Source organism: Lacticaseibacillus baoqingensis, from assembly GCF_003946165.1.
GTDB classification, from domain to species: Bacteria; Bacillota; Bacilli; order Lactobacillales; family Lactobacillaceae; genus Lacticaseibacillus; species Lacticaseibacillus baoqingensis.
The window spans coordinates 16,674-34,310 of sequence record NZ_RHOI01000007.1 but is presented as its reverse complement, the minus strand read 5'-3'; the positions used below and the strand labels follow the sequence as shown (position 1 = coordinate 34,310).

The 17,637-nt window shown below is 52.3% G+C and carries 13 protein-coding genes; 1 reads left to right on the top strand and 12 read right to left on the bottom strand.

Translation table 11 applies throughout. The features are described from left to right. Window positions 1-33 precede the first annotated feature (33 nt). Entirely contained in the window at window positions 34-780 is a 747-nt protein-coding gene (locus EKM91_RS04130; protein WP_125750179.1) for an NUDIX domain-containing protein, read from the top strand. Window positions 781-1,616: 836 nt separating this feature from the next. Here EKM91_RS04130 and EKM91_RS04125 read toward each other — a convergent pair. The 12 genes from EKM91_RS04125 to ligA form a co-directional block, all read right to left on the bottom strand. Beyond that, window positions 1,617-2,381, bottom strand: a complete 765-nt coding sequence (locus tag EKM91_RS04125) for an ABC transporter ATP-binding protein (RefSeq protein WP_125750176.1) — start codon at window positions 2,379-2,381, stop codon at window positions 1,617-1,619. Then, complete coding sequence (locus EKM91_RS04120) at window positions 2,371-3,333, bottom strand: iron ABC transporter permease (protein WP_125750173.1); 963 nt, start codon at window positions 3,331-3,333, stop codon at window positions 2,371-2,373. The genes EKM91_RS04125 and EKM91_RS04120 overlap by 11 nt, the downstream gene beginning before the upstream one ends. A gap of 14 nt (window positions 3,334-3,347) precedes the next feature. Beyond that, a complete protein-coding gene (gene isdE / locus EKM91_RS04115; RefSeq protein ID WP_125750170.1) occupies window positions 3,348-4,226 on the bottom strand; it encodes a heme ABC transporter substrate-binding protein IsdE in 879 nt (292 codons plus the stop codon). Window positions 4,227-4,236: 10 nt separating this feature from the next. Further along, the gene (locus tag EKM91_RS04110; RefSeq protein WP_125750167.1) at window positions 4,237-5,001 is read right to left on the bottom strand and encodes an NEAT domain-containing protein; all 765 of its coding nucleotides are present in this window, start codon (window positions 4,999-5,001) and stop codon (window positions 4,237-4,239) included. A 26-nt stretch (window positions 5,002-5,027) separates the two neighbouring features. After that, complete coding sequence (locus EKM91_RS04105) at window positions 5,028-8,261, bottom strand: NEAT domain-containing protein (RefSeq protein ID WP_125750163.1); 3,234 nt, start codon at window positions 8,259-8,261, stop codon at window positions 5,028-5,030. Window positions 8,262-8,620: 359 nt separating this feature from the next. Further along, window positions 8,621-9,979, bottom strand: a complete 1,359-nt coding sequence (gene rlmD / locus EKM91_RS04100; RefSeq protein ID WP_125750160.1) for a 23S rRNA (uracil(1939)-C(5))-methyltransferase RlmD — start codon at window positions 9,977-9,979, stop codon at window positions 8,621-8,623. A 141-nt stretch (window positions 9,980-10,120) separates the two neighbouring features. Continuing rightward, a complete protein-coding gene (locus EKM91_RS04095; RefSeq protein WP_125750428.1) occupies window positions 10,121-11,134 on the bottom strand; it encodes a diacylglycerol kinase in 1,014 nt (337 codons plus the stop codon). An 83-nt stretch (window positions 11,135-11,217) separates the two neighbouring features. Beyond that, window positions 11,218-12,648 (bottom strand): Asp-tRNA(Asn)/Glu-tRNA(Gln) amidotransferase subunit GatB, encoded by a 1,431-nt coding sequence (gene gatB, locus EKM91_RS04090; RefSeq protein ID WP_125750157.1) that lies wholly within the window; start codon window positions 12,646-12,648, stop codon window positions 11,218-11,220. Further along, on the bottom strand, window positions 12,648-14,102 hold the full coding sequence (gene gatA / locus EKM91_RS04085) for an Asp-tRNA(Asn)/Glu-tRNA(Gln) amidotransferase subunit GatA (RefSeq protein WP_125750154.1): 1,455 nt from the start codon (window positions 14,100-14,102) through the stop codon (window positions 12,648-12,650). Before gatA ends, gatB begins: the two co-directional genes overlap by 1 nt. A 1-nt stretch (window position 14,103) precedes the next feature. After that, window positions 14,104-14,400 (bottom strand): Asp-tRNA(Asn)/Glu-tRNA(Gln) amidotransferase subunit GatC, encoded by a 297-nt coding sequence (gatC, locus tag EKM91_RS04080; protein ID WP_125750151.1) that lies wholly within the window; start codon window positions 14,398-14,400, stop codon window positions 14,104-14,106. Between the two features lie 44 nt (window positions 14,401-14,444). After that, window positions 14,445-15,599 carry a CamS family sex pheromone protein gene (locus tag EKM91_RS04075; protein WP_125750148.1) on the bottom strand — a complete coding sequence of 385 codons (1,155 nt, stop codon included), beginning with the start codon at window positions 15,597-15,599 and terminating at the stop codon, window positions 14,445-14,447. A 1-nt stretch (window position 15,600) separates the two neighbouring features. After that, window positions 15,601-17,631: an NAD-dependent DNA ligase LigA gene (ligA, locus tag EKM91_RS04070; RefSeq protein ID WP_125750145.1), complete on the bottom strand. Its 2,031-nt coding sequence runs from the start codon at window positions 17,629-17,631 to the stop codon at window positions 15,601-15,603. Window positions 17,632-17,637 lie beyond the last annotated feature (6 nt).

Genomic DNA, 17,637 nt, shown 5'->3' with positions numbered 1-17,637 from the left:
TTTGGCATGGTACACTGACTTGAGGAGGCTATTATGACTGTTAATCGACTTGAACATCCTATGATCACGATCACTAATTTGATCTGGAGCTTCGATCACGCTGCCCAACAAGTCAACTTGCTCTTGGTGCGCCGCGCAGACGCCCCTTATCAAGGGTTTTGGGCCTTACCAGAAACCGCGATGCGCGTCCAAGAAAGTGCGCATGCCGCAGCCTTGCGCTTGGTCCGGGAAAAAATCGGTTTAGCCTTAGCCAGTTCGCACTCCGAACAGCTGGCCACCTTCACTGAACCCGACCGTGCTCCTGGCGAGCGGGCATTGTCTTTGGCCTACATGATATTTTTGCCGCGGCGCCCGGAATTACATGCCGGACCGGGCACCACCGACGCCAAGTGGTTTGCGCTGACCAGTGAAAATGATTGGCAATTTGCCCTCACCGGTTTTGGGGCCAAATTTCAAACGTTAGCGGCCAGTGAATACCTGGTCCAACGCGATCCGGCCACGACGTTAGCCTATGATCATAACTGGATCGTGACCGTGGCTTGCAGCCGTATCGCCAATAAACTCGACTATCAACCCAGCATTTTATTGACCTTAGGCCGGGATTTCACCTTGCGGCAAGCCCGCACGATTTTCGCGCTGTTTCGCCATGTCACCTTGGCTCAAATCGATAACTCCAACTTCTTGCGGGAACACCACCGCTTGTTGATCGCCACCGGCGAAGAAACCCGCAAGCATCCCGGCCGCCCAGGCAAAGTCTACCGGCTGGCTGACTTGAATTAGCCTATAAACGCGTTGCCGGTAAGCATGCACTGCCCCGGTTAATGGCTTGGTCCCGTTTTTTGAACACGCCAAAGACTCCCAACGCCTGCACGTTGCGAGTCTTTTGGCGCTTGAACTGTGTAGACCTTGGCGCCAAATCGCCAAGGGTGAAACCCACAGGCACAGGGACGACGGCCAGATGCCGGGCCTAGTTGCGGAGGCGGGCAGACCAGTAGCGCAAGACCCAGATTGGCGGCATGCGCACAGAAGCTAATTTTGCTTGTGCGTTGACGCTAGCGGGAATTTAGCTAGTGATGTGGCTGCCGCCACAAACTAGACGCGGCGGTGATGCAAGTGGGCCGCCACGATTTTGGCGCGCGGCCTCAGCGGGAGTGCCTGTGGCGATGCGGCAGACAACGACCTGATCAACTGAGGCGATAAAATAAGCTTGCAGCTTATCGGCACAATCATCAGGTGAACCGTGCGGGCCCACACGGCGGCGAGTGTACGTGCCCCGCGCTGGCTTTTGTGGGGCAAAAACCAGCGACTCACGCAGTCGCCAACAGGCAGTGATCAATTGCCTGTCTATATACAAATAAGGCAATTTTGCCCGATTTTTGCTAGACAGATACGCACAATAAATTAGGCTAATCGTGCGGAACTGGGCATTGGTGTAAGGCTTTCATGTAAGAAAATTTATTTTTTTGTATTAAAATTTGCTGAGACCCCTCTACTTTTTCGGCCTAAATTGCCTCTTTGTATATAGAGGGACTGCACCGTTTCCCCTTGCAGGCAAAAAAAGCAAGTTCAGGGTCGATCACCGCAAACTTGCCTGATATGTCGCTGTCATGCCCCAGTTAATCTGGCAGCTGCACGATTTGCTGACCGCTGCTGGTCGCCACTAATTCAGAATTGATTGCAAAATACGTTTTGAGGTTAGCCGGCGTCACCACCGCTTGCGGTGCGCCTTGTGCCGCCAGCTTGCCATTTGCGAGCAGCAAGGTGTGATCGCTGAACGCCAAGGCTTGATTCAAGTCATGTAAAATGATCAAGATCGTGAGGTGTTTTTGCTGGTTGAGTTGTTTCAACAGTTGCAAAAAGCGGAATTGAAAATGCAGATCCAAATACGTCGTCGGCTCGTCCAACAACAGATACTCTGGCTGCTGCGCCAAAGCCAAAGCCAGCCACACGCGCTGCTGCTGGCCGCCAGATAAGGCTTGCATGGACCGCTTTTTTAACCCCGTTAATTGCAAAAACGCCATGATCTCGTCGATAACCGCTTCGTCTGCAGCTTCACTCAAGGGAAAATGATAAGCGCTTTGGCCAAAACGGATCAACTCTTGGACGGAAAGATCATCATACAAGGGATTGTGCTGCTGCACCGCGGCGACTTTTTGCGCATAAGCGCGCGCAGAAAAGTCAGCGATGGCTTGCCCATCAATACTAACGGTGCCTGCGGTCGGCACTAATTGTCGCGTCAACACATTGAACAGCGTGGACTTACCCGAGCCATTAGGGCCGATCAAACTGGTCAATTGCCCAGGCTTCAAGGTAAACGAGACATCGTCTAATTGTGGCGTGGTGGTTTTTGGATAGGCAAAGCTGAGATGCTCAATTTCCATTATAGATCCCCTTCTTGGCCAAAATCAGGATCAAAGCCGGCCCGCCGATCACCGCCAAAAGCGTCGCCGCAGCGATTTCATTGGGCATGATCAGCGTGCGGCCAAGCGTATCGATCACCAACAGCAACAACGCCCCTAACAGCGTCGCAAATGGCACCAGCTCACGATAATCATGGCCGACCCACCAGCGGCTCAAATGCGGCACGATGATCCCGATAAACGGGATCACCCCGGCATAGGCGGTCACGGTACTGGTCAAATAAACCGCTACTAATAACAAACTGCCTTGCAGCTGGCGCACCGGCAAGCCGATGGTCGCCAACTGGCGGTCACCGATCTTCAAGTAATTCGCCCAAGGTGCAATCACCAGCGCGGCCACTAACCCTAACACCCCGCTGACCAACAACACCAGCGTTTGTGCCCAAGTGATCGTGGCAAAACTTTGCCCCGCCACCACCGTTGCCGGCTTGATGAACAGCGTCTTCAGCCCAACAAACATTGTATTTAACGCCACGCCGATCAAAATCAGCTTGTAAGGATTGCTTTGCCCGCGAAACCCCATGAGCAACCCTAAGCTGATCACCCCGCCAACCACCGCCGCCAGCAGATTGGTCAATACCATTTTCGGCAACAAAAACCCGCCGATCAAAATGGCCAAATCGGCGCCAGCAGAGATCCCCAAGATGCTGGGATCGGCGATCGAGTTGCGCAATGCGGCTTGAAAAAACGTCCCGGCAACCGATAACGCTGCGCCACTGACCAAAGCCGCCACGATCCGCGGCAGGCGGATCGTCATCAAGGTTTGATAATACACACTGTGGTGATCATGAAGCACGGTTTGCCAAGTGCCCAATAAGCTGTGTTGATCGACCCCAGCACTAAAGGCCCAGCCGATTGCGATGATCAAGCCTAAGATGACCACAAAATAGGCGCGACTTTCAGTTTGTTTCATCTTCGCCATCCTCACTACTCATACAGCCAGTGGCTGACGCGCTTGAGCGCCACTGCCGCTTGGATCGTCGCGGTGGCGTTAAAATCAGGCTGTTGCAAATCGTAAACGCGCTGATTTTTGACCGCCGGCATTTGTGCCCACAACGGATTAGTCTTGAACTCTTGATCAAATTGCGGCTTGACCATGTTTGGCAGCGCATGTTCCAAGCGCAAGATCACATCCGGGCGCTTAGTCGCCAACGACTCATTGCTGGGCGACAAATATTCGCCGGCAGCACTGGCATAAACATTTTCACCACCGGCTTTTTTGACCAGATCCCCTACGTAAGAATGATCCGTGGCGATCATATACCCGGCACCTGGCATCCCCATCAAGATCAACACTTTAGTCTTAGGCCCATGAATGCGTTTTTTGGCTTGGGCTTGCGCCGCATCGATCAAGGCGATTTGGTGTTGGGCTTGCTTTTGCCGGTCAAACTTTTGACCCAAGGTCGTCAGGGTGTGCTTGAGGTCAGCAATCGTGTTGAGTGATAAAAACTTTGGGTGGAATTTTTGCGCTTTGAAAGCGTCACTATACTGATCTTTTAACACACTCACCGCATAGACATCCGTTGGCTTAAGCGCAGCGATTTTTTCAATGTTTGGGGCCATTGGGCTGCCGATCTTGGCCACATGTCGATATCTTTTCGGGAGCTGGTTGGCGGTTTTGGGCACGCCGACTAACTTCAGATCCAACTTGGCGGCGATCGCCACCAAAGCATCGGTAGTGGCCACGATGCGCGGCTGTTTTTGGACTTGGCGCTGGCCTTGCCATTTCGTCACCCCGACTACTGCCAAAACCGCGATCAAAAAGAATACCAAACTGCCAACTAATATCCGTCGTGAACGATTCATTTTGTGCCTCCTACTTGCGTTTCACAAAGAAAAACGCAGCGGCACCCAAGATGATCACGGCAACGATCCCGCCAAAAATAATGGCTTGTTGCGTTTGCTGGTTTTTCCGATTAAGGGCTTTGATCTGGGCAGCTTGTTGTTGCGTTTTGCGACTAGCTTGTCTGGCCGCTTGTTTGGCCTTTTGCGCCTGCTTTTGGCTGCTGGCTTTGGCGGCGCTAGCGGCTGCGGCTGCGGATTGGCTGCTGGCGCTGGCCGCTTGACTTGGCGCTTGCGCCTTGGAAGCACTGTTTGCCGCTGGTGCTTTTGCCGTCGCAGCTGGTGCTGCTGAGGCTGTTGGCAATGCGGGCAAGTGGCTGGTATCAAACTTGAAGCTGATATCGTGTTTGGCCACATACACATGCGGCACATTGATATCAATGGCACTATTGATCGTTTGGCTCAGGTCTTTTGTTTCAAAAGCATAACTATAATCATAGCCGCTGGCGCTTTGAGTCTTGGTCACATTGGCCGGACCGCTGCCATTGATACTCAAAACCGTGACTGGCCACTGGCCCAGATCAACCCCGGTGTGGATCGTCATGGTGACCAAATACTGATCCCCATTGACCGTGATCGTGGCCGGTTTGACATAATAGCCAGACGCCAGCGATTCACTATTGGTCCCATACTTTAGCGCTTGATAATTGATCGTATCTGCATGGACCACATTCGGCGCCAGACTCAACAAGAATGCGAACACAGGAAATAAGCAGATGAATAAGTGTCGTTTTACCATGGTGGTCGTCCTTTTCTTAACGGAATTTAGTGTTGCCGCTTATAAATCGCCAACCCGATGATGACCAAGCTGACTGCCGCAAACCCGCCGATCTCAGCTAAAAATGGATAGCTTTTGACTTTCGGTAAGGCTTTTTGGTCGGCGGCTTGAGTGGCAAAGCGATGCGTGGCGGGTAATTTTGTCACCGTTGCTTGCGGCTTAGCCGCCGGCTGATGCGGCAAAGTCGCGCCGGCTTGACTGGCCGGCCCGATAACAGACGCTGCTGGGGACAAGTTGTTGCCGGCGGCTACCAGCGGGATCGTCGTGGCAGGTAAAGCCGCACTGCCAGCGGCTGCTTGTTCGTAATTGGCCCCGCCGACTTGGGTATGATTGAATTCCAACCAAATCGAAAACGTCATCCCGTTGATCCCAGCAATCGGGACACTCATCAAGATCGTGGCCGGGAGCATGTGCGTCAAAGTTGCCGCTTGCGCAATGTGAAAGGCATAAGTCCAAATATCTTGCCCATTGGCTTGCACCTTTTGGTAGCCGAAGATCCCCGCGTGATTCACAGTCAGCGGTTTAAAGGCGACCATGCCGGCGGTTTCTTGGACTGTCAAATACACATCATAACCGTTGGCAACTTTAACCACCTTAGCCGTATGGGTGAAATAATTGTTCGCCGTGGATAAGGTCTTTTGCGACTGGTCCCAAACGGTATAAGGCACATACTGAACGGTTTTGGCCGCGTCCAGCACCGGTTGGGCCTGATGATGGGTCACCGCCGTCACGGTTTGCTTGGGCGTTGCGGCAGGAGCAGCTGGATAAGGACGCGCATTCGCGATCCCCAGATCGATCAACACAAAGGCCGCTTGCGTCATTTGCACCCCACCAGGGATCGTTAACTGGAAAGTCGCTGGTAACGCATACTGCAAGGCGCTAGTCGGAATGGTGAAGATCAGATCAGCTTCATTGCCATTTCGGTTGCGTTCTTGGCCAACCTGCCCGCATAAGCGCATTTGATCAATAAATTCCGCTCCAGTCGTGTGAATCGTCACCTGGGTCGTGGCGCCGTTGGTTTGCAGCTGCCCAAGATCTGCAAGAAAGGCTTGGGCCGCTGATGGTTGCGGTGACAGCTGGCCGGCAATGGCTTGATAGACTTTGATGGTGGCCTGTTGGCCTTGCGCCGGCACTGGGGTTGACGTTTGGTGGTCAGCGGTTTTCGTCGCGGTATCATCAGGCTGTGCCGGCTTTTGGTCAGGCTTTGCGGTGGTGTCATCCGTGGCCGGTGCAGGTTGTCCTTGATCCGGCTGATCGCTTGGCGTCGTGTCAGTTGCTGGAAGGCTTGTGTATAAGGCTTGCGAAAACACGATGTCCGCTTTTTGGGTCATATTCAAAACGTTCATGGACGCAGAGACTTTTGGTTGGGCAAAACTCGCATCAATGGTGAACGTGAGATCCGCCGTATTGGCCGTCGCATTTGTGATCTTGGCCGCTTGGGTCCCGATGCTAAACGACTTGACCATCGAGGCAAACTTTTGCAAGTGCAGCGTCACGGTTTGGGCGCGGCCAGTACCAGTGACAGTGGCACTGCCGGTAAAGAAGCTATTGGATAACGATAATTGGTCACTGCCGGCTTTTTTGATCGTATAAGCCACTTCATGACTCGCTGCCGGTGGCGTTTGGACGGTCTGATTGGGATCAGTGGTTGGCGGCGTTTGAGCAGCCTGGTTTGCATCCGGGGTGGCAGGCGTTTTAGTGCTGTCCGTGGTGGCAGACGTTTTGGTGCTGTCCGTGGTTACCGGCGTTTTGGTGCTATCCGTGGTCACTGCAGGCTGCTTGCTGATGTCCGTGGTGCCGGTTGGCTTGCTCGTGTCTTTGGTCGTGGCTTGATCCGTACCCGTAGTGGCTTGCGCGATCAAATACGGTTGGGCGTGAGCGATCGGCAAACCGATCAAGACAAAGGCCGATTGGGTCATTTTCATCCCGCCTAAGATCGTTAAGTCAAATGTGGCAGGCAACGCATACTTCAGCGCACTGGTAGGCAGCTCAAACACGATATCTGCCTCATTGCCATTGTGGTTGACCACTCGGCCGACTTGATCTAACAGCTTCATCTGATCGATATACTGGGCGCCGGTCGTGTGCAAGGTCACTTGTGTGGTTTGGCCATTTGCGGCTAACACCGTCGTGGCTGACTTGGCAAGAAATGCTTGGGCGGCTGATGTTTGGGTGGTCAACTGCCCGTCATCGGCTTGATACACCGCTGCAGTTTGGGTTTGCGCTGCTGCGGGCGTTTGGGTCGTGGTTGGTTTGGTCACCGTGGTTGGCTCAGCACCAGTTGCTGGCGTTGTTGGCGTCGTCGAAGGGTCAAGCTGGTCACTTGGTGTGGTGGTTGGGGCTTGATAAAGCGCATGGGCAAACACGATGTCGGCTTTTTGATTCATGTTCAACACATTCATCGCCGCAGTGACCGTCGCTTGAGCAAAGTCAGCATTCAACGTAAAGGTCAGATCTGCCGTTGCGTTAGTCGCATTGGTCACTTTAGCAGTTTGGTTGCCGATCTTGAAGGACTTGATCATGCTCGCATATTTTTGAATATGTAACGTGACCGTGTTTTGTTTCGGATCGACTGTCGCTTGGCCGGTAAAGAAGCTATTCGACAAAGACGGCGTCGTGGTGCCGACTTTATTGACCTTGTAAGCCACGGTTTGCGTGTCCGCTGCGGCATTGGCAGCAGGAGCCGGCGTGGTGGCTGGAGTGGTCGGCGCAGCCGGTTGAGCTGGTGTGGCTGGGGTCTCATTGGCGGCATACAAGGCGGTGGCAAACACGATATCGGCATTTTGATTCATATTCAACACATTCATCGTCGCCGTCACTGTGGGTTGGGCAAAATGTTCATCCACTGCAAAGGTGAGATCTGCAGTGGCATCTGTCGCGTTGGTCACCTTGGCTTCTTGATCCCCGATCTTAAAGGACTTGATCATGTTGGCATACTTTTGCAGATGCAACGTCACCGTGGTTTTTTGCCCGGCGTCTTTAACGACCACCGTGGCTTTGCCAGTGAAAAACTGATTCGACAATGATGGCTGGGTGGTGCCAGATTTATTGACTTGGTAGGCGACCGTATACGTCCCATCACGGTGATCACTGGCGACATAGCCGGTTTGCTCACTGGCTTGCGTCAATTGACTGGGAGTGATGACGGCTAACCCTGGGGCAGCAACGCCTAAGGTTAAAATCAGCGCCGCCCCGAATTTAATCATTTTATTCACCATCATAACGTTTTCCTCCAAGAATATTATTCAATCGTTATTGAAAAATTATTGCAAATAAATGTTGTAATCCCTTAAATTCTAGCACACCCGGTTGCTGTGGCAACACTTCCAAACTGCCTATATTCTTGTGCATTAATGCATAAGTAGGTCCGTTTCGAAGTTCTTTCACCCACCAGCATGCGCCTGATCAGCATTCATCAAAATGCAACCCTTGATCAACCCCCAACGATCTAAATTCAGTTTATCACGCACATGATCAGCATATTTTTCATATTTCTTAAAAATCCTGCCTAATTACGCTTATGGCAACAAAAAAGCGCCTCAACCAGGCCCAAAATCACTGGTTGAAGCGTTTTTCCATGCTATCGTTGCAGTACGGTCACTGACTCGATACTGGTCGTTTGCGGGAACATATCCACCGGCTGCGTTTGCACGGCGTGATAGCCAAATTCCTGCAAGGCGCTGATATCGCGGGCCAAAGTGGCTGGATTACAAGACACATAAACCACTTTCGGCGGCAGCATCTTGCCCACTGCAGCCACGAATTCTGGCGCCAAGCCTTTACGCGGCGGGTCGACCATCACCACGTCAGCTTGGCGGCCTTGTGCCGCCCATTGTTCCATGACGGTTTCGGCTTGACCCACGACAAAATCGGCATTTTTGATGCCATTGAGGCGCGCGTTTTCTTGGGCATCATGGACGGCTTCAGGGACGATTTCCACGCCATGCACTTCCTTGGCATGTTTGGCCATGGTCAGCGAAATCGTGCCGATCCCAGAATAAGCATCGATCACCACTTCTTTACCGGTCAATTCAGCGCGCTCAATGGCTTGTTGATACAAGACTTCAGTTTGTTGCGGGTTGACTTGATAAAAACTCAACGGACTGATCCGGAAAGTGCTGCCAAGCAGCTGATCTTCCAAATAATCATGGCCAAACAAGTTGCGCGTCTTTTTGCCCAAGATCACGTTGGTCTTGCGATTATTCAAATTCAACATGATACTGGCAGTTTCCGGCAAGGCCTTGGAAATTCCGGTCACGATCTCGTCTAAATGCGGGATCGCCCAAGTCGTGCTGACCAATACGATCATCATTTGCTGAGAATAATAGCCGCGGCGCACCATGATATGCCGGATCACACCGGTATTGGTGCGTTCATCATAAGCACTCACCCCATACTGCCGCAACAAATCGCGGACGACAAGAATGGCCTGGTCGATCTTGGGGTCTTGGATATAAAAATCTTCCAGCGGCAGCAAGTCATGACTGCGGCGTTTATAAAAACCCGTGGTCAATTGCCCGTCAACCATGCGCACCGGCACTTGGGCTTTATTCCGATACCCATAAGGTTGGGCCATCCCCAAAGTCGGCAAAACCGTAATGTCTAAGTGGGCTTTTTTATAGAGTTGGACGATTTGATTTTGCTTAAACCGCAACTGGGCAGGATAAGCCAAGTGCTGCAGCGGCGCGATCCCTGTTTGCGCGTATGCTTTTGCCTTGGGGGCGACGCGATCTGGTGACGTGGTGACCAACTTGGCCAAACGCGCAAAGGCAAACTTCTTTTCCGCTTTCACCACATGGGCGACCACTTCTTCTCCTGGCAAGGCGCCTTCAATAAACAGCGGATAGCCATCCACTTTGGCGACCCCCATCCCTTCATACGTCAGATCCGAAACGGTGACGGTCAATTCTTGATTCTTAGCTACCGGTGTTTTAGCCACGATATTCCTCCTGTTGAGTGATTCCTAACGCTTAACCTTACCAGATGCCTCGCTGAAACACAAGCCGGCGCTTAAGCCATAAAAACGCCCTTGGACCGTGTGTGATCCAAGAGCGTCTTCATCTTAGGCTGAAGCTGGCGCTCAGCCGATTTTGCCGTCACCATCGATATCTCGCTTGGAAATGGTTTCGACTTCTGCCATGTACCCATCTTCGGCATGACTGTCGGTCCCGAGATTTTCTCCTGGGATCTCAGCCACATTGGCGAACATTTCAATATGCTGCTTCAGGTTCAAGAATGTCATCGGGGCAGAACCGCCATAATCCCCATCCAAATTGACCTTCAACTCTTCACCATCAGCTCGCGTAGCAACTAGTTTTTGCGTCTTGGTGTAGATAATATTCGGATCGTCCACATGCCGGCCGCCGTTTAAGACCTTGCCCATCAACACCAAATATTCTGGCAGTTTGGCGGTTTTCACCACGATCAACGAGAACTTGCCATCGCCTAACGCCGAATCAGGCACGATTTGTTCAAAGCCGCCGATACTATTCGTCATCGCCAGCAAAAACATGCTGGCCGGGCCATCATAGACGCCATCATCATATTCCAAATGGATCGGGAACTGTTTGATAGCTGGCAGCATTTCTGCGCCTTTCATCACATAGGCAAAATAGCCGAAGATCGATTTAAATTCAGATGGGACGGCATATGTCAGCTCAGTCAATAAACCGCCTGCCGCAATGTTCATGAAGTAATGATTATTGGCCTTGCCAATATCCATGCGCAAGGTTTGTCCGTTCAAGATCACCTTAGCCGCAGCCACTGGGTCTTCTCGGGGGATCCGCAATGCCCGCGCATAGTCATTGGTCGTGCCGGCTGGGATGATGCCCATCTTCGGGCGATGATGATGCGGGGCGATCCCATTAACGACCTCGTTGATCGTCCCATCCCCACCAGCGGCAACGATCAGGTCAAAACCATCAAGCGTTGCCCGCGACGCTTCTTTTTTAGCAGAAAAAGGCGTTGCAGTGGTTTGATACGCACTGGCTTCATAGCCGGCTTGCTCCAAAACGTCTAAAATATCCGCGACGTAACGCTTCATGCCTTCGTTTCCTGACGTGGGATTATAGATCAATCGTGCGCGTTGGGTCATCATGCACATCCTTTCTTTTGATGCTGATTTTCGCACAGAACAAGCCTAAGCCGCAAAGCTCAGGCTGGTCAAAAACATGACGCTCAGCGTTTCTTGATCTCGGTCATCAAGATCTGGTTGACCACCTTCGGATTCGCCTTGCCGCGCGTTTGCTTCATGATGTTGCCGACTAAAAAGCCGATCGCGCGATCCTTGCCGGCTTTGAAATCATCGATACTTTGTTGGTTATTGTCCAAGATCTCAGTGATGATCGGCGTCAGCTTAGCCGGATCAGACAATTGGACCAACCCTTTTTGTTCGACCCAGGCTTTGGGATCGGTATCATTTTTGATGATTTCTTGGAAGACTTTCTTAGCGATCTTGCTGGAGATCGTTCCGTCTTGGATCAAGTTGATCATAGCGGCCAAATGCGCCGGGGTCAATGCGACATCTTTGAGTTCCAAGTGTTCGGCATTCAAATACCCAGACACTTCCCCCATTAGCCAGTTAGACGCCTGCTTGGCATCTGCGCCAGCGGCAACGGCTGCTTCAAAGAAATTCGCCATTTCCAAGGTTTGCGTCAAGACCCCGGCATCATATTCCGGGATCCCCCATTCGTTGACATAACGCGCCCGACGTTGTGCCGGTGCTTCTGGAAGACTGGCTTGCACATCTTTGATCCATTCTTGGGTGACATGGACCGGCGGCAAGTCTGGTTCTGGAAAGTAGCGATAATCATCCGCGCCTTCTTTGACCCGCATCAAAATGGTCTCTTTCTTATCCACATCCCAACGGCGGGTTTCTTGACGGATCAACCCGCCAGCACGCAACACCGCTTGTTGGCGCTTTTGCTCATAGGCCAAGCCATCGCGCACATGATTGAAGGAGTTGAGGTTCTTGATTTCCGTCTTGGTGCCCCACTTGTCGCTGCCGATCGGCGAAACCGACAAATTAGTATCGACTCGCATCGACCCTTCTTCCATCTTCACATCAGAAGCCCCGGTGAACTGCACGATCTGGCGCAACTGTTCCAGGTATTGATAAGCTTCTTCAGGACTGGCAATATCCGGCTTGGAGACGATTTCGACTAGCGGTGTGCCTTGCCGGTTCAAATCGACATAAGAGTAGCCATCCGCTTCATGCTGGTTTTTGCCGGCATCTTCTTCGACGTGCAGCTCGGCGATGCCGATTTTTTTCTTTTTGCCGTCAACTTCGATTTCGACCCAGCCATCTGTTGCTAAAGGCTGTTCCGCTTGAGTGATCTGATAAGCTTTGGGGTTATCCGGATAGAAGTAATTTTTCCGATCAAAATGCGTGAACTCAGCAATCTTGGCATGTAAGGCCAAAGCGACCATGATGCCATAGCTATAAGCGCCTTTATTGATGCTTGGCAAGACCCCTGGGAACCCCCAATCGATCACATTCGTCATCGTATTCGGCGCAGCCCCATAAGACACTGGTGATGGGGAAAACATCTTGGATTGCGTTTTTAATTCAACGTGGACTTCCAGCCCGATCGTGGTTTCAAAATTCATTAATGCGCACCTCCCGGGATCTGGTCCAAATAATCATTTTGCGCTTCGAAGGCATCTGCGGCTTGATAGATCGTCGCTTCATCGAAGTGCTTACCGATCAATTGCAAGCCCACCGGCATCCCGTCAACAAAGCCTGCAGGGATCGATGCGGCAGGCAAGCCTGCCAAGTTCACTGGGATCGTCAAAATATCGTTCATATACATCGTCAACGGATCGGTCACTTTTTCGCCGATCTTAAAGGCGACTGTTGGCGTGGTTGGCCCCATGATCAAGTCATAATCGGCAAAGATCTGATTAAAGTCATCGGTGATCAAAGTCCGCACTTGCGCGGCTTTTTTGAAGTAAGCATCATAAAAGCCCGCACTGAGACTGAAGGTCCCTAACATGATCCGCCGCTTCACTTCTGGACCAAAGCCTTCAGAACGCGAGCGCACATACACATCAGATAAGTTCTTCACGTCTTTGGCGCGGAAGCCATAACGGATCCCGTCAAAGCGTTGTAAATTGGAGCTGGCTTCGGAACTGGCGATAATATAATACGCCGGAACCGCATATTTGGTATGCGGGAGGCTAACGGTTGCGACCGTCGCGCCAAGGGCTTTGAATTGTTCAGCCGCTGCTTTGATTTGATCAGCGACTTGCGGATCGACCCCGTCGCCAAGATATTCTTTTGGCAAGGCGATCTTCATCCCTTGCAAGCTTTGGCCGATCTTAGCGGTAAAATCAGGCACCGGAGTGTCTGCGGTCGTGGCGTCTTTTTCATCATGGCCGGCGATCACGTTCATGACATACGCAGAATCTTTGACCGAACGGCTCAAAGTCCCAATGGCATCCAAACTGGAGCCAAAGGCGATCAAGCCCCAGCGCGATACCCGACCATAAGTCGGTTTAAAGCCAACGATCCCGTTGAATGCGGCCGGCTGGCGGATGGAGCCGCCAGTATCAGTCCCTAATGCGACCAACACTTGGCCAGTCGCCACTGCTGCCGCCGAGCCGCCTGAAGAACCGCCTGGCACCCGGGTGTGGTCCCAAGCGTTTTTGGTGACTTTAAACGCCGAGTTTTCCGTCGAAGAGCCCATGGCAAATTCATCCATGTTCACTTTGCCGACGTTGATCGCACCGGCTTGAGCCAATTTTTCGACCACCGTCGCGTCATAAATCGGCACGAAGTTTTCCAGCATCTTAGATGCCGCTGTCGTGGTCAAGTCTTTGGTCACAATGTTGTCTTTGATGGCCACTGGGATCCCCGCCAGCGGCTTTGCGCGATCGACCCCAGCAGCATCGACGGCTTTGGCTTGCGCTTGGGCGTTAGGATTCAAAGTCAAAAAGGCGTCGATTTGCGGATCGATCGCGCGGATCCCCTCTAAGGTTTGGGCAGTGAGGTCCGCAGCCGTCAATTCCCCGTTGACCAGCGCTTGATGCAGTTGGTCGATATCTAATTTAAAATAATCCACGCTAGTCCTCCTCTTTGTCAATGATCGCAGGTACTTGGATCAAGGTCCCTTTGTAAGTCGGCACATTCTTGAACAAGTCTTCTGTCTTCGTTTCGTTGACCGCTTCATCGGCGCGCATCACGTTTTGCAGGTGAATGCTTTGGGTCGTTGGCGCCACGTTCGTCGTGTCAACGGCTTCCAGCTGCTCGAACATGTTCAAGATGTCGTCCATTTGTGCGGTATATTGTTGCAGCTCCGCTTCAGAAAAAGATAACCGCGCCAATTCTGCGACATGCGCGACGCTTTCTTTTGAAATCATCGTATCCCTGCTTTCTGTGTTTAAACTATTTTTTAGTTTACCATTCAATAACTGCCAAATACATGGGTGTAGAACGATTTCTCGCCGCTTTCTCGGGCAACGAATGCTTGGATTCCGCTGGTCGATTGGATCGTGATCTCGATCTTGCTGCCGCTGGGCAGATACTTTTGCGCCGAACTGGCCACATATTGGGTAAAGCTTTCGATCTCGGTTTGGCCATAAAATTGGGTATTGACCGTGATGTTCATCCCGGTCAGCTGGCCGCTTTCATAATGCGTTTGGGCCGTCACCCCGGCTAAAGTTGGGAAGAAGTTTTCGATTTGATCAGAGAAATTGGAAAAATCATTAGCCACTGTAGTGTTCAAAGCCTTTTCGTTTTCCACCACTGGCAAGACCTGATTTTGCTCGTTGATGGTCTTCCAATCCCCAAGCTGGGTCCCAGACTTAGAGGTGACTGAAGAAAAGAAGGTGCCGCCGACTAACGCATCTTGATCGGCGTTTTTATACAATGCCACCACGATCGGCGTGTCATTGCTGACGCCTTTCATTTTTCGCAAGCGGGCGACGACTTTGGCCGCCATGGCGCGCCCGGCTTTATTCAGCGTCGGCGTATCGATGTGCGTCGAATAAGTCGCGCCATAAGCCTTTTTTTGGTAGTAATAATATTCATTCATGCCTAAAGCGATCGAAATGCCGCCTAGTTTCAAAGAATTCCCATTAGCCACCATGTAATCTTGTTCCAACAAGGTCGCTAAGTATTCCGGCCGCTTCGTTTGATAATCTGCCCCCGACCCTTTGGCCGGATTCAAACCATCAGGGTTGCTGCTGGATTGCCGCGCCAGCCAATTTTCGGCGGTGGCCGTGGAGATCAGCTGGCCTTCTTCCAAATCGTATTTGCTGGTGGAAAAATGCGTCATGGAAATCGACTTTAAGCCGCTTTCCATTGATTTGATGTTGTAAGTGTTGCTGCCTTGCGTGTTGGTCGTAATGGTCAGCCCGCGCGCAGAACTGGTTTGATAGCGGCCGTTTTTGATCACACCTTGGTACATGCTGCTATCTACGGTCCCGGTGGTTTGATACTTGCTGGTTGCAGTGCCGGAACTCGAGTCGGTGGCATCAGAGCTGAAACTCAGCTTCCCACACCCTGCTAAAGTCACGACCAACGCCAGCATCACGCCGGCTGCCAATAGTTTCTTCATCCTATTTTTCCTCACTTTGTATCGTTTCGAGGAGTTGCGCCTCGTTCATCACTGGGATCGCCAGCGCCTGGGCTTTCGCCAACTTGCTGCCGGCTGCTTCACCAGCAGCAAGCAGATCCGTTTTTTTCGACACCGAGCCGGTGACTTTCGCCCCTAAAGCTTCGAGTTGCCGCGCCAATTCCGGCCGCGAAAAAGCCGTGAACTTACCGGTGATCACCACGGTTTTGCCGGCAAATGCGCCGCTGGTAGCCGTTGGCTGCGCACTGGTATACGCCAGATTGACCCCCGCTTGCGTCAATTCCGCCAGCAGCTGCTTGGCGCCAGGCGTGGCAAACCAAGCGACTGCAGAATCGGCAATGATCGGCCCGATCCCAGGCACAGCGGCGATCGCTTCGGCACTGGCTTGACTCAAAGTCGGCACATCACCAAAATGCGCCAATAGCAGCTTGGCGGCTTTGCCGCCGACATGCCGGATCCCTAACCCAAATAGTAGGCGTTCTGCAGAGTTTTGCCGACTCTTATCAATGGCATTTAACAGATTATTAATCGACTTTTCTTTGAACTTATCCAACTCTGCCAGTTGGGCTGCCGTCAGCTGATAAAGATCAGCCACGTCTTGGACCAAGTCTTTGGCCAATAATTGGGCGATGATCTTGGGACCTAACCCATCGATATTCATGGCATTGCGCGAGGCAAAATGCGTCAACTGTGACGCCACTTGCGCCGGGCAGCGCGGGTTGATACAGCGCAAGGCCACTTCCTCATCCAAATGCACCAAAGCTTCCCCACATGACGGACAGTTGGTCGGGATCGTCACCGGCAATGAATCTGCCGGCCGTTTTGCTAACACTACCCGGGAGACTTCTGGGATGATATCGCCTGCTTTGTGCAACATCACGGTATCTCCAATGCGGATGTCTTTGGCCTTGATTTGGTCTTCATTGTGCAATGTGGCCCGAGCCACCGTCGTACCGGCTAAAGACACCGGGGTCATCACCGCAGTGGGCGTCACGACGCCGGTGCGGCCAACCGTCCATTCGATGGCTTGGATCACGGTTTGCGCTTCTTCCGGCGGAAATTTATACGCGATCTCCCACCGCGGCACTTTCACCGTGTTGCCCAGTTGCGCTTGTAAGGCCAAGTCATTGACTTTCACCACGATGCCATCGATCCCATAAGCTAAGGCATCCCGATCTGCCGTTTGGGCGGTAATGTAGGCGTCGATAGTGGCTAAATCTGCCGCGACTACACTGGTGGGATTCGTTGCAAATCCCAGCCGCTGCAAAAATGCTAACGCTTCATGCTGCGTGGTGATGCCATATTGATCCGGGGCGATCACGGTATACATGAATGTGGCTAGCTGCCGCTGTTTGGTGACTTGCGCATCTAGTTGGCGCAAGCTGCCAGCCGCAGCATTGCGCGGGTTGGCGAAAATGCTTTGACCTTGCGCTTCTCGTTGAGCATTTAATTTGGCAAACGCCGCTTTGGGCATGTAGCATTCCCCGCGCACCTCAAGGTCTAATGGTTCCGGTAAGGTTTGCGGGATGTCTGGGATCGTGCGGACGTTTTTGGTCACATCCTCGCCAATATTGCCATCCCCACGCGTCGAGCCTTGCACCAAACGGCCTTTTTCATACACCAGTGCCAAGGATAACCCGTCGATCTTTAATTCAACATTGTAAGCCACCGCTTGTTCCACGCCGGCTTCAAGCCGGCTCGCCCAGTCTTGCAACTCAGCCAGCGAAAACACATCCCCCATCGACAGCATCGGAATCGGATGTGGGACTTTCGGCAAGTCTTCAGCTAAGGCCCCACCGACTTGCTGCGTGGGTGAGTCGCTGGCAACTAGCGCAGGAAATGCCGCTTCAAACTCTTGGAGGCGGCGGTAGTTGGCATCATACACATGATCTTCAACACTGGGGGCATCATTGGTGTAGTATTCTTGCCGCCAAGTATTCAGCTGGTTCACCAAAGCGGCCACCGCCGCGGCGGCTTCTGCTTGAGAACATTGGGCAACTGGCTTATCTGCCATGGGCTT